This window comes from Pseudoduganella sp. (assembly GCF_041914865.1).
Classification (GTDB): domain Bacteria; phylum Pseudomonadota; class Gammaproteobacteria; order Burkholderiales; family Burkholderiaceae_D; genus Rugamonas.
In genome coordinates this window covers 36,974-50,602 of record NZ_JAYSCO010000006.1, presented here as the reverse complement: position 1 = coordinate 50,602, position 13,629 = coordinate 36,974, and the positions used below count along the sequence as shown (strand labels likewise).

Genomic DNA, 13,629 nt, shown 5'->3' with positions numbered 1-13,629 from the left:
ATTACACGTTCTGGCGGCGAGCTAAACAAACTACCTGTTCGACTAAACAATAGCCATGCCGCGTGCGCACGCTTGACTTCATCAGGGCCCTGAACAATATTGCTAATGAGCAATACGAAAGCAATTAATCCAGGGAGGTTTCATTTTGAAGAAGAGACAATTAATCCAGGGCCTGCCTCTCGCCTTGGCCGCCCTGCTCGCGGCTTGCGGCGGAGGCGATTCAGGCAACGACACCACCGCGCCAGCCGCAATGCGCAAGAGCCAGGGTGGGGCTGCGAAGGTGACCGAGACTGTATTAACGCCCGTGGCGGCGACCGCCTCATCATCCGAGCGGGGCGACTTGGGCGCCTCCGCCGCTATCGATGGGAATGAGGGCACGCGCTGGGGCAGCGGCTTTTCGGACGACCAGTTCCTGACTTTGGACTTTGGTGCATCTGTCGCCATCAACCGTGTTCGCATCGCGTGGGAGAACGCGCACGCCACCGAGTATGAGCTTCAGGTGTCGGATGACAATCGCAATTGGACCACCATCAAATTGGTCCAGAATAGCCAGGGCGGCACCGAGGACTGGAGCGGCCTTTCCGGCACTGGCCGCTATCTGCGCATGAAAGGCCTGAAGCGTTCGTCGCAATACGGTTATTCGATCTTCGAGATGCAGGCATTCTCCGGTGCGCCGGCATCCCCTGCCCCACAGCCTGATCCAGTTCCGCAGCCAACCACGCCAAGCGCCCTCCTGAAACCGGTGGCGGCAACTTCCTCACCGGTCGAGAACGCAGGGCTGTCGGCGGCTGCGGCGATTGACGGGCTTGCGAATACACGCTGGGCCAGCACGCGCGACGACGGCGCCTGGATCCAGTTCGACTTTGGCGCCAAGACACCTATCGGCTATATGAAGCTGGTCTGGGAAAATGCGTACGCAAAACAGTATTCGCTGCTGGCCTCGGATGATGGCCAGACTTGGACCCAGCTGCGACTGGTGAACAATGGCCAGGGCGGTACAGAGGAATTCTTCAACCTCGGGATCAGCGCCCGCTACATCCGCATGCAGGGCATTGCGCGCGCGACGCAGTACGGCTATTCATTGTTCGAAGCCGTGTTCAAGTCGCCCGGTAGCGACAACACCATCATGCCTGGCGCAACTTCCGCGTTCGCCTATCCTGCCAATGGCGATGGCTTGCTGCCACTGCCTTCGAGCGCAGCGCCGCAGGAATCGCTGCAGTTCACGCTGCCGGATGGCACGCTGGTCACGCGCTTCGGTGCGCGCGGCTTTGCGCGTCACGGCCGCGAGCGTGGCGAGGATTGGAATGAAATCGGTTACGGGCCAAACGAGACCGTCGATCCGGCGACCGGGCAGGCTGTCGATAAGGGGCCGGGCAATTACCTGACCTTCGTGCCGCAATACTTCAAGAACCGCACCTGGGGCGTTGAGATCATCGACAACAGCCGGGTACCGGGGGTGACCAAGCCGACCCTGGTCGTCAACCAGTATACGACCGTGGACTTCCTTTCTGGCGGCATCGCCTTCTTCCGCGCCATCGACCGGCCTGGTGTCACTGGCTATGGATGGATGGCGCCGGGAGAACTGGTCGACAACAACGTCAAGGTGTGCAAACCAACGGCCTACCCGGCGGCAGGCCAGCTGGCCGCACCGGGCGGCATCAATGGTGCATGCACTTTGCTGGTCAAGCAGTACCCGGGCATGAATGGCCTGGATGCGAACGGGTTCCCGAACGGTACCCATATCCCGGCACGGCCACTGGTGGTGGGCGACGTGATCGAGGTTTCGCCGTCGATGTTTTCCACCACGGAGTCGATGCTTGCCAAAGGCGATAACGGCGGCATCCGCTACTACTCCCAGGAATGGACGTATGTGGTGGGCAGCGGCCTGCGCCCATGGTACGGCGTGCAACCGCGCCTGAACTCCGTTCCGCTGCCGGCGGAAACCCTCTCCGGCGGACTGGGGTCGGTGTCTTACAACTATTCGGATAACGGCCTGTTCATGTTCCAGCAGCCGCACAACAACATCGGCATGCAGAATATGCAGCGCTTTGTTGAAGGCCGGCGCCTGGTGCACACCAATTTCACCACCGGTGCGCATAACGAAGCGGGCAACGTCCGTTATGAACCGGCTGTGGGCTTGCAGGGCCAGCGCTTTAACCAGTCGGCCTGCATCGGCTGCCACGTGAACAATGGCCGCAGCCCGGCGCCGATGGCTGTCAACCAGCGCCTGGACAATATGTCCGTGCGCGTTGCCGTGACGGCGGTGGATGGCAGCCAGGCGCCGCATCCACTGTACGGCAGCACCGTGCAGATGAACGCTGTTTCCTCCAGCGGCACGCCGCAAAACTGGGGCCTGGGTGTACGCGTGGGCGGGTTCGAGGCGCGCACTGTCAAGCTGGCCGATGGCACGAGCGTTGAACTGCGCAAGCCGACCCTGGCGTTCGAGGGCGCGGTACCGGATACGGTCTCGCTGCGCGCCGCCCAGCCTATGCTGGGTACTGGCCTGCTGGAAGCCGTGCCGGAAGCGGACATCCTGGCTCGCGTGCGCAGCACTCCAGACGAGGATGGCGTGAAAGGTACCGCCAACTTCGTGTTCGATCCGGAAAGCGGCGCGGTGCGCCTGGGGCGCTTTGGCTGGAAGGCATCCAAGGCCAGCCTGCGGCACCAGGCTGCCGCAGCGCTGCTGCAGGACATGGCGGTAACCTCGCCGGTGTACCCGAACCGCAGCTGCACCACCGATCCGGCCGGATGCAAGTCGGCACAGGCGCAACGCGGCGTCACCGAGTCGGAACTGCAGCTGATCTCGCAGTACCTGGCCCTGGTCGCGGTTCCGGCCCAACGCAGCCTGCCGAGCGGCTTCCCGAAAGGCGTGGCGCCGCTGGATGAACATCGCGTCGACCCGCAGCAAATCAGCGTCGGCAGCAAGTTGTTCCAGGCCATGCGCTGCGCCGCATGCCATACGGTCGAAATGAAGACGGGTCCGGGCCACCTGCTGGCGGAACTGCGCAACCAGACCATCCGCCCTTACACCGATCTGCTGCTGCACGATATGGGCAGTGAGCTCGGCGATAAAGTGGTGGAGGGCCAGGCCAAGGGCAATATGTGGCGTACGGCGCCGCTGTGGGGCATCGGCTATACCGAGAAGGTGATGGGCAACAGCGCGCAGGTGGGTTACTTGCACGACGGCCGTGCGCGCAACCTGACGGAGGCCATCATGTGGCACGGCGGCGAGGCAAGCCGTTCCCGCGATCGTTTCGCTGCATTGCCGAAGTCCGACCGGGAAGCGTTGCTGGCCTTCTTGCGTTCCTTGTAGGTGACACACATAAGGGACAGGCTCGAACGGCAATGAATTCGCATCAAAAGTTGCGGAAATCACGCCGAAGCCTGTCCCGATGTCTCGCCATTAGTACGCCGGCTCCGCGCGTAACGGCGCCACGCATCCCCTGCCCTTGGCAGCCGTGGCTACCGCCGGGACATAGCGCATAAAGTCATAGCGTGGCAATGCGGGCGTCGAGACGGTGCCCGAAATTGCGAACACTGGCACGAATATGCCCTGGACTTCACGCGGCGGCAGCGCATAAAAGCCCAGTTGGCAGTCGTGGAACTGTACCGAGGCTTCACCCGGGCGTAGCTGTGCAAAGCTCTCGTCGCGCATCAGGATGTCGGCCAGGTGGTCGGCTGAGATGGTCCGGCCTTCACCGACGACATCCACCTCACGCCAGAAGCGCAGCATGGCATCGACGCGTCCGCCCTCGCCCACTGTCGCCTGGATCTTCGCGCCCGGACCGAAGAATGGCAAACCACCCTCTTTAAAACGCATGTTCACCTGGCGCGCGATGGGCCAGACGGTATCTTCCTTTTCCCCGGCTTTGCGCATGCAGAGTTCCAGGTCGGTGACGGATTGCACGGCGGCCGCACGGTGCATCAGGTCGAACTCGCGCAACCTGGCCGTGGCATATTCCACTGCCTCCTTCTCGTCGGGCAAGCGTGGCTGGAAATCGGCTTCGCTCTTTTGGCCCGACCGCGCGGACCAGCGCACCGAACCTGTGGCAACGAAGTACTCCAGCACAGACTGATCGTCGCTGGCGATGATCCTGGCGCCCATGTCCAGTGGTTTGGCGCACACGCCAAAGCGTTCACTCCATTTGCTGGCGATACTGCAGGCGGCGCCTTCGAGGCGGCGTTGCTGCAGCAACGTCACCTGCTGCTGTGCAGGCATTTGCGGGAATTTAAACAGTTCGTAGTTCATGGCTATCTCCTAGCAAGCGCCGCGCAGGTAAAAATAGGTGGTTGGCGTGTCGGGGTCGGACGAGACGAAACCCTTTCCATGCCAGTGGTCCTCGTAAGTGTTGGTTCCGCCGGCATCGGCCCGCAGGTAGGCCCAGCGGCAGTCGGAGCCCTCCGTCTCCTGGGCAGCCGCGATCCAGGCGTCGCGCACGCGCCAGCCGTGGTTCAGGTGGTCGGCGAAGTAGCGGCCACGGTTGGTTTCGTCGTGACAGATGGTGTCGAAGCCCAGCATGTAGTGCAGGCCTTTGAACGATGGCCCCCAACGGTCGAATACGCCGGCCCGTTCCAGAACCTGGCAGGCGTGGAAAGCGATCCATTCCAGGTCGATATCGCCCAGCCGCACTTCGCCCGGCGTGGCCTGGCCGCTGTCGATAGTTGTGCCGAACAGCGGCCCCTGCTGGTTGCCGTGCCCGGCAAAGAAGGCAATGTCGACGTTGTCCACCCAGGTGCTGTCGCCGCCGGATAAGGGGCTGCCGGCACCTTGCTGCTCAAAGTCGCGGTCCCATGCCAGGTTGTCGCCCCAGGCAAACTGGCGCACTGCATGTAGCGTGTTGTAAAAGCCTTCTGCCGCGGCCTTTGTGTTGGAAACGTCCGCTGCGCGGCCGTTGTACTTCATGACCCATTCGATGCCCATTCCCATGATCACTCTCCATCCATATCATCAGCGATTTTCCCGCGCTGGCCAGCTTCGGGACGTGATCAACTTTAGACGTGCGGGCGCCGGGCTTTATCCGTGCTGGTACCTATCTTTGCTGCGCCGGCACACCCAAAATACGGGCACGGACCAGGCAAAAGTTGCGGAGGGGCAGGCCCATCTATAGAATGCGAATAATTCTTATTTAGATTTGCCGCATTCCTCATGGACAGTCAGTTTCCCCTCGAGTCGCACAGCCGTTCCTGCCGTCGCACTTTCTTCGCCATGGCCGCCGGCTTGCTGGCCTGCGTCAGCCTCCCTTCGTTTGCAGCGGACTGGCAGCCGGTCCTGCTGCCTCAGGTAAAACAACTGGACTTGCAGTCCCGGCACACGGGGCACCGTTATCGCATCTTTATCAGCGTGCCAGGCACCCCGGCTCCGGCATCGGGTCACCCAGTGCTCTACCTCCTCGATGGCAATGCCACCTTCCCCAGCGCGGCGCTGATGGCGCGCACGGTGGCCCGGCGCAGCAAGGCGACCGGCCAGGATGCGCCGATCGTTGTCGGTATCGGGTACGCCAGCGGCGAAGACTATGACAGCGCCGCCCGCAGCCGCGACTACACACCGTCGGCAGGCGACAAGACTGGCAAAGGTGAAGGAGGAGCAGATCTGTTCCTCGACTTCATCGAGCAGGAGCTGAAGCCGCTCGTCCAGTCGGCGGCGGCGGTTGACCCGCAGCGGCAGGCGCTGTTCGGCCATTCTTACGGCGGGCTCCTTACGCTGCATGCGCTGTTCACCCGGCCGGCGGCGTTCCAGGCTTACATCGCGGCCAGTCCGTCGATCTGGTATGCCGACCAGCATGTGCTTAGCGAAGTTGCTAGTCTGGCGGCGCCGCGCAACGCGAAGCCGAGGGTTTTATTGACCGTCGGCGAATTGGAGCAAGCTGCCGCGCCGCCCTCGGCCCGGGCAAGTGAACACGGTAACGCGCTGGCGAAGCGGCGCATGGTAGACCAGGCGCGCGACCTGGCCGCGCAGCTCGCCGCGCATAAGGATGGCTTTGGCCTGCGGCAGGTTCGCTTTATCGAACTGCAGCGCGAGAACCATGGCTCAGCCATGTTCCCTGCCCTCTCTCGCGGACTGGAATTTCTCCTGGAGTAGTTCTGGAAGCGGTGGCCAACCGCAAGGTGGCGGAGAATGCCAGCGCCGGGCCCGGGGTAAGGCAATATGTAAGGCTGGCCTGTTTCTCGTCCTTATCCTGCTTGCACCAAGGCCGATGCCTTATGCGCTGCTAGCGACTTGACACGCGAAGCGCGTTTGCGCCACCAGATGATCACACCGGTCACGCTGAGCATCGCCACTACCAACCCCATCACGGAAATCAGGATGCGGCCCGGGATACCGAGGATGCGGCCCGAGTGCAGGGGGAACTGGGCCTGCACGAAGATGTCGGCAACCGTGCCCTTCCACGGCAGGCGTTCGCCGACCATGCGGCCATCGCCGCCATCGAAATAGAGCACGGCCGGCCCGACGCCGCCGTTGCCGTGGTCGTTTCCGGGCTGGAAGAAGCTGACGCCATAGATGCCATAGTCCTGCGAGTAGAACACGCTGCCGGCGGGATCGGTCCATTGCCGCTGCGCCGCTTCGCTGCGGGCGCGCTGCAGGATTTCATCATAGCCGACGCGCGCCGCGATCGGTTTATGCAGCTCCGCCGGGGTCCGTGTTTCGAACGGCGTGGGCGTCACTTCGGACACCGTGGTCATGATCGGGTAGAAGATCTCGCGGTAGAAATTCAGCGAGAAGGCCGTGAACGCCAGGATGAACAGCAGGATCCAGGTCCACAGGCTGAATGCCCGGTGCAGGTCGAAATTGAGTTTGGCCCCGCCACCGCCCCAGCGCACCTTCCAGGCCGGCTTCCAGCGCTGCCACCAGCCGCGCGCCGCCGTGGTGCGGGCGCGCACGGGCAGGGTCAGGTAGAAGCCGACAAAGCTGTCCACCACCCAGATCATGGCGATCACGCCCATCAGCCAGATGCCCCAGCGGTCGATGCCCCACATCTCGGGGATGTGCAGCGAATAGTGCAGGCGGTAGAGGAAGGAGACGAAGGTCTCTTTCGTGATGGGCCAGACAGCGCCCCATTCCCGCTTGCCCAGTTCCGCCCCGCTGACCGGATCGACGAAGACCTGGTTGAAGCCCGGTTCGGCCAGGCGGCCGGTGGTCGGGTCCACCTTGGGCGAGACGCCGAAGTGCAGGGTCTCGCCCTGCCCTGCGTGCAAGGGGATGAAGGACACGCTGATGTGCGGATAGCGCTGTTCGACCGCGCGCGCCAGTGCCAGCGACGATTGCGGCTGGCCCGGCGTCTTCGCCTCCATCAGGTGCGGATTGAGCACGTCATCCAGTTCGTGGTCCCACGAAATGACGGCGCCGGTCAGGCCGCTGACGAAGAGGAAGGCCGCGGTGGTCAGGCCGAGATAGCGGTGTACAAGGGTCCAGAATGCACGCATGGCAGGCTCCCGTCAGAAGCGGTACTTCAGGCTGGCCGAGATGCTGCGCGGCGCGCCGTAGGTAATGGCGCCGTAGGCGGCGAACATGCCGAAGTGCTGCTTGTCGAACAGGTTGTTGAGGTTGACCTGGGCCGACAGCTGTTTCGAAATGTCGTAGCGCGCCATCAGGTTCACCAGCGCGAAGGATTCCTGCTCGATGCGGCCGTTGGTGTTGGCTGGCGCGGATGGATCGATGGTGTAGCTGCGGCCTTCCCAGTTCACACCGCCGCCCACGGTCAGGGCATCCATGCGATAGGTGGTGAACACGCGGAACAGCTTGCGCGGATAGACGGTGTTGATCTCCCTGCCGTCCGCTTCCTTGCCGCTGAACTGCGAGTAGCCGGCGGTGGCGTTCCAGTTGCGCGCCAGTTCGCCGGAGACTTCGAGTTCGAAGCCGTCGGTCTTGGCGCCTTTGGCTGCGCGGTAGTAGGCCTCCGGCGCCAGTGGACCGTCACCGTCGCGGTCAATCGTGTCGACTTCCTGCGCCAGGTTGTCCTGCTTGATCTTGAATACTGCGAACGATGCGTTCAGGCGGCCGTCGAAAAACTCGCCTTTGACGCCGGCTTCCGTGCTCTTGCCGACGATCGGGTCCAGCAGCGCGCCTGCCTTGTCGTGCCGGTTCTGCGGCTGGAAGATGTCGGTATGGCTGGCGTAGGCCGAAAAGTTCTCGTTGATGTCGTAGACCAGGCCCGCGTACGGCGTCAGCTCGCGCTCATACTTCATGCGGTATGGCGCGACCCACGCGCCGGTGCCGGTTTTGTCGTAGTTGGTGACACGTGCGCCGACAATCGCTTTCAGCGGGTCGCTGAGGGAGAAGCGCGCCACGCCGTACAAGGCGTCCTGCGTGGTGACGCTGGCTTCGTAGAAGGACAGCGGGCCCCATCTCGGTTCGGGGTACTTGCTGCCGTCCCAGTGATTGAAGTCGCCGACGGCCGGGTAGCTGCTGCCATAGTCGGCGGCCCGGCTCTGGGAGTGGAACTTCTGCCTGGAGTGCGCATAGCCGAAGGCTGCTTCGTGCTTGCGGCCAGCCAGCTCGAACGGCCCGCTGGCGTGCAGGCTGAAGTCGTTCTGCCTGGTGCTGACCTTGTAGGAACCGGCAAAGGCGTTCATGCCCAGGCCGGTGACACGGTCCGGCACTCCGGACAGGTAAAGCAGCGCGGAATCGGCCTTGCGGTCGCCATGCGAGAAGCTGGCGCGCAGCTTCCAGCCATTCTCAAAGCCATGCTCCAGGTTGGCGAAGGTGTTCTCGTACTCGGTCTCCCAGCGCGTCCAGTCAGCCGACGACGTTTTGGAAACGTCCCAGCCAGGTGTGCTGCCGTCGGTGTACCAGGCCGGCAGGCCGCCCCACATCGGGCCTTTCGGATCGTTTTTCTGTTTGCTGATGCCGGCCGACAGTACGGTGCGCGGCGCCAGGTCGGCTTCCACCGTGGCGTAGTAGGTGTTGCTCTTGTTCTGCAGCAGGTCGGTCCAGCTGTCGCTGCGCTGGAGCTCGCCCACCACGCGGCCACGCACGCTGCCGGACGCATTCAGCGCGGTCGATACGTCGACCATGGCGCGCCGCTCGTTCCAGCGGCCGATTCCGATTTCGGCGGAGCCGGCCAGGTCCTTGCTGGTGGCGCGCTTGCGCACCAGGTTGATGGCGGCGGAGGGATTGCCGGCACCGGTCATCAGGCCGGTGGCGCCGCGCACGACTTCCACGCGCTCGTACAGGGCCAGGCTGCCGATCACCTCACCCGAACTCCAGGCCTGTTCCCAGGTGGTCGGGACACCGTCGATCTGCAGGTTGTCGATATCGAAGCCGCGCGCGGTGAAGCCGGCGCGGTGGGTTTCGTACTGGTTGACCGAGACGCCGGTGACGTTGTTGACCACGTCGGTCACGGTTTGCAGGCCCTGGTCTTCAATGCGCTGCCGGGTGAAGACGGAGACCGACTGCGGCGTGTCGCGCAGCGCGATGCTGAGCGGCGTGGCCGTGCGGCCCTTGTCCACCGTGTAGGAAGTTTCGTCCAACTTCTGCGCCGTCACCTCGACCTGCGGCAGCACCACGCTGTCCTCCGCGAGCGCGGCCAAAGGGAATGCCACCGCCAGCAGGGCGGCCATTTGTTTCATCTTCATCAGTACCTCAACCAGTAAATCATTCTTGCTTTTATGACTAGCTGGCGTTCCGCGTACAGATGGCTGGCTCCCGTTTCTAAACCCATAGATGATAACGATTCTCATTCAAATGTCAAATCGACCGCGCTTGATCCAGGTCATGCACAGGCTTTGCGTACCGGCCTAGACTTTTTGGTAATCCTTTATTCCAAACCACAGCGGGAGGCAGCCATGACTTACAAGACAATCGTCGTCCACGTGAACGGATCGGCCGATACGGCGCGCCGCGTGCGCCTTGGCGCGCAGATCGCCGCCATGTTCCGGGGCCGCCTGGTGGGCGCGGCAATGACCGGTGTTTCGCGCTACCTGACCATGGATTACGCCACCTCCATGGGCGTCAGCATGGCCGCCGAATGCATGGACGAAGCGCGCAGGCAGGCCCGCTCCGCCCTGCAGGAGTTCGAACGGCAATGCGCCGCGCTGGATGTGGCGTCCTGCGAGGCACGCCTGGTGGATGACCAGGCAGCCGATGGCCTGGTCCTGCAGTCGCGTTACGCCGACCTGCTGGTGGTGGGCCAGGCCAATCCCGATGAGCCGATGGCGCCGCTGGCGGAGGAGACGCCCGAGTTCCTCGCCACAAACAGTGCGCGCCCGGTGCTGGTGGTACCCTATGCCGGCCACTTCGAGGCACCGTTCCGCCGCGTGCTGGTGGCGTGGGATGGCAGCATGGAAGCGACGCGCGCCGTCACTGCCGCGCTGCCGCTGATGCAGGCCGCCGGCAAAGTGTCGCTGGTGGTGTTCAACGCCGGGCGCGCGCCCGAGGTGCATGGCGGCGAACCGGGGGCCGATATGGCGCTCTACCTGGCGCGCCACGGCATCGAAGTCGAGGTGTCATCGCAAGTGACGGACATCGAGATCGGCTCCGCCCTGCTGTCGTACGCGGCCGATGTCGACGCCGACCTGCTGGTAATGGGCTGCTACAGCCATAGCCGCTTCCGCGAGATCATGCTGGGCGGCGCCACGCGCACGATACTGCAAAGCATGACCTTGCCGGTGCTCATGGCGCACTAGGGCTATACTGGTTCGCATGCCGAACCCATTTGCCCAAGTCGCCGCCGCGTGGCTGGCGCACCCTGTGGAGTTGGCCCGGGCGTGGCACGAGCTGGCCACCGTCGCCTGGGCCACAGCCACGCCCGCGCCCGTCGCCGAGGCGGCGGAAGGCGACGACCGCTTTGTCGACGACGCCTGGCGCGCCAATCCCTTCTTCCATGCACTGATGCAGCAGTACCTGGGCCTGACGCGTACGCTGGAGCGGCAGGTCTACGACACGCCCGGCGTCGACGAGCGCGACGCGCGCAGCGCCGCCTTCTGGCTGCGCCACTGGTGCAATGCTGTGGCGCCGAGCAACTTCCTGTTCACCAATCCGCAAGCCTTGCGGCGCGCCTTCGACAGCGGCGGCGCCAGCCTGCGCGCCGGCTTCCAGGAGTATCTGCGCGACCTGCTGGCGGGCGACCTGCGCATGGTGGACCGCGCGCGCTTCGAGCTGGGGCGCGACCTGGCCGCCACCCCGGGCCGCGTCGTCATGCGCAACCCGGTCATGGAGCTGATCCAGTACACGCCGGTGTGCGGCCGCGTGCATGCCATGCCCCTGGTGCTGGTGCCGCCCTGGATCAACAAGTACTACATCCTCGACCTGACCGCGCAGCAAAGCATGGTGCGCTACCTGGTCGGGCAAGGCTTCGATGTGTTCGTGATCAGCTGGAAGAATCCTGGCTCGGACCAGGCTGGCATGTCCTTCGAGGACCATCTGTTTGACGGCATCCTGGCCGCGATCGAGGCTGCGCGCACGATTGCCGGCGTGCCGCAGGTGCATGCGGTCGGCTACTGCATCGGCGGCACCGCCCTGGCGGCGCTGATGGCGTGGTTGAACCGGCGCTATCCGCAGGCGCAGGACATTCCGGTCGCGCACTGGTCCCTGCTCGCCACCCTGACCGATTTCTCCAAGCCGGGCGACATCGCCAGCTTTATCAGCGACGACAGCGTGGCGCTGCTGGAAGGCCTGATGGCGCGCCAGGGTTTCCTCGATGCGCAGCAGATCGGCTGGAGCTTCCGCATGCTGCGCCCCAATACCCAGGTCTGGCGCTACGTGGTGCAGAAATACCTGCTGGGCGAAGCGGCGCCGTCGCTGGCGCCGCTGGCCTGGAATGCCGACGGCACACGGCAGCCGCGCGCCACCCACGCGTTCTGCCTGCGCGCGCTGTACCTGGCGAACCAGCTGGCGCAAGCCGATGCGCTGGAGCTGCGCGGCGAGCGGCTCGACCTGGGGCGCATACGCCAGCCGCTGTACGCGGTGGGAGCGGTGGCGGACCACATCACCCCGTGGCGCAGCACCTATTGCAGCGCGGCCCTGGTGGGCGCGCCGGTACGGTACGCCTTGACCGCATCCGGCCATATCCTGGGCATCATCAACCCGCCCGGCGGCAGCGCCAAACAGCAGTACTGGGCCGGCCCGCTGCTGGCCGCGAGCAGCGCCAAGCAGTGGCTGGCCCTGCAGAAGCCGGGGGCCGGCTCCTGGTGGCAGGACTGGAACGCGTGGCTGGCCGAGCGCTGCGGAGAGCCGCGCGCACCCGCCGCAACAGCCCATCCTTCCTATCCCTGGCTTGGCGACGCTCCCGGAATCTACGTGCGGGAAGGTTAGCCCTTGCCTTATAATTTCGGCATGGACCAAGAACAGAAACAATTCCGTCGCCGCCTGGCCTTGCTGGCCGCCCTCACCCTGGTAGGATTCGCCGTACTGGCCGGCCGCATCATCTGGCTGCAGGCGGCTTGATGACCCTTCAAACACCACTCTGGCAGCGCCTGCGCCCGGTGCTGGCGGTCGACGCGCCGCTGGCGGCAATCGTCGGCGTCCTGGTTGGCACCGGCCTTTTCACCCTGTATTCCGCTTCCGCCGATTTCCCGGGCCGTTTCGAGCTTCAGCTGCGCAACGTGCTGATGGCCATGGGCCTGATGTGGGCCGCGGCGAACGTCCCGCAGCAGGTGCTGATGCGCCACGCGGCGGCGCTGTATGCGCTGGGCGTGGCACTGCTGGTGGCCGTGTTCCTGTTTGGCGTGACCAAGAAGGGATCGACCCGCTGGCTGAACCTGGGGCACGATTTCCAGCCGTCCGAAATGATGAAGATTGCCATGCCATTGATGCTGGCCTGGTACTTCCATCGCTACGATAACGTCCAGGGCTGGCGGCGCTTCGCCGTGGCAGCGCTGCTGCTCGCCATCCCGGTCGGCCTGATCGCCAAGCAGCCCGATTTCGGTACGGCGATGCTGGTGCTGTCCGCGGGTTTCTACGTCATCGTGCTGGCGGGACTGTCGTGGAAGGCACTGGCGGCGCTGGCGGCCGGCGCGCTGGCGGCCGCGCCGGTGGTCTGGCATATGCTGCACGACTTCCAGCGCCAACGCGTGCTGACTTTCCTCGACCCGGGCGCCGACCCGATGGGCAAAGGCTTCCAGATCAACCAGGCCATGACCGCCATCGGCTCCGGCGGCGTGACCGGGCGCGGCTGGATGGACGGCACCCAGGGCCACCTCGGCTTCATCCCCGAGCGCTCGACCGATTTCATCTTCTCCGTCTTTGCCGAGGAGTTCGGCCTGGTCGGGGGCATCGTGCTGTTGCTGCTGTATGCGCTGCTGGTGCTGCGCGGGCTGCAGATTGCGGCCGGCGCCGCCACCCTGTTCTCGCGCCTGCTGGGCGGGGCGATCACGATGATCTTCTTCACCTACGCCTTCATCAACATCGGCATGGTGAGCGGTGTCGTGCCGGTGGTCGGCGTGCCGCTGCCCTTCTTCAGCTATGGTGGCACGGCGCTGGCGACACTCGGCCTGGGCTGCGGCATCCTCATGAGCATCCGCCGCCAAAGCCTGGCCTGACGCCGTTACAAATGTCCAGATTTGGACAAGCAGGGCAAGCTTGTCCAAGGCTTAACGTTATTGTTGTTGAAATAGCGACAGCCTTCCGCGCCGGCACCGATTTAGATTGAACTGCCGCACCGTCCACAGCAAGATTGGTCCCGCGGGCGTTGC

9 protein-coding genes are annotated in these 13,629 nt (G+C 64.3%); 5 read left to right on the top strand and 4 right to left on the bottom strand.

The window, feature by feature from the left end:
• The first annotated feature begins 250 nt into the window (after positions 1-250).
• Entirely contained in the window at positions 251-3,313 is a 3,063-nt protein-coding gene (locus tag ACE3TQ_RS04490) for a di-heme oxidoredictase family protein (protein ID WP_374580828.1), read from the top strand.
• Between the two features lie 90 nt (positions 3,314-3,403).
• Here ACE3TQ_RS04490 and ACE3TQ_RS04485 read toward each other — a convergent pair whose 3' ends face one another.
• Positions 3,404-4,249 (bottom strand): hypothetical protein, encoded by an 846-nt coding sequence (locus ACE3TQ_RS04485; protein ID WP_374580750.1) that lies wholly within the window; start codon positions 4,247-4,249, stop codon positions 3,404-3,406.
• A 9-nt stretch (positions 4,250-4,258) separates the two neighbouring features.
• Positions 4,259-4,927 carry a DUF6345 domain-containing protein gene (locus ACE3TQ_RS04480; protein ID WP_374580749.1) on the bottom strand — a complete coding sequence of 223 codons (669 nt, stop codon included), beginning with the start codon at positions 4,925-4,927 and terminating at the stop codon, positions 4,259-4,261.
• A 219-nt stretch (positions 4,928-5,146) separates the two neighbouring features.
• Between ACE3TQ_RS04480 and ACE3TQ_RS04475 the strand changes: the two genes are divergently transcribed.
• Complete coding sequence (locus ACE3TQ_RS04475; RefSeq protein ID WP_374580748.1) at positions 5,147-6,079, top strand: alpha/beta hydrolase; 933 nt, start codon at positions 5,147-5,149, stop codon at positions 6,077-6,079.
• Between the two features lie 92 nt (positions 6,080-6,171).
• Here the strand turns inward: ACE3TQ_RS04475 and ACE3TQ_RS04470 are convergent, their stop codons facing one another.
• Both ACE3TQ_RS04470 and ACE3TQ_RS04465 read right to left on the bottom strand, forming a co-directional pair.
• Complete coding sequence (locus tag ACE3TQ_RS04470) at positions 6,172-7,422, bottom strand: PepSY-associated TM helix domain-containing protein (RefSeq protein ID WP_374580747.1); 1,251 nt, start codon at positions 7,420-7,422, stop codon at positions 6,172-6,174.
• A gap of 12 nt (positions 7,423-7,434) precedes the next feature.
• Positions 7,435-9,573 carry a TonB-dependent siderophore receptor gene (locus ACE3TQ_RS04465; protein WP_374580746.1) on the bottom strand — a complete coding sequence of 713 codons (2,139 nt, stop codon included), beginning with the start codon at positions 9,571-9,573 and terminating at the stop codon, positions 7,435-7,437.
• A 210-nt stretch (positions 9,574-9,783) separates the two neighbouring features.
• On the opposite strand from ACE3TQ_RS04465, the gene ACE3TQ_RS04460 reads away from it, so the two are divergent.
• The 3 genes from ACE3TQ_RS04460 (at position 9,784) to rodA (ending at position 13,476) form a co-directional block, all read left to right on the top strand.
• On the top strand, positions 9,784-10,623 hold the full coding sequence (locus tag ACE3TQ_RS04460) for a universal stress protein (protein ID WP_374580745.1): 840 nt from the start codon (positions 9,784-9,786) through the stop codon (positions 10,621-10,623).
• A 16-nt stretch (positions 10,624-10,639) separates the two neighbouring features.
• Entirely contained in the window at positions 10,640-12,250 is a 1,611-nt protein-coding gene (locus ACE3TQ_RS04455; RefSeq protein WP_374580744.1) for a PHA/PHB synthase family protein, read from the top strand.
• Positions 12,251-12,381: 131 nt separating this feature from the next.
• The gene (gene rodA / locus ACE3TQ_RS04450; protein WP_374580743.1) at positions 12,382-13,476 is read left to right on the top strand and encodes a rod shape-determining protein RodA; all 1,095 of its coding nucleotides are present in this window, start codon (positions 12,382-12,384) and stop codon (positions 13,474-13,476) included.
• Positions 13,477-13,629: the final 153 nt, after the last annotated feature.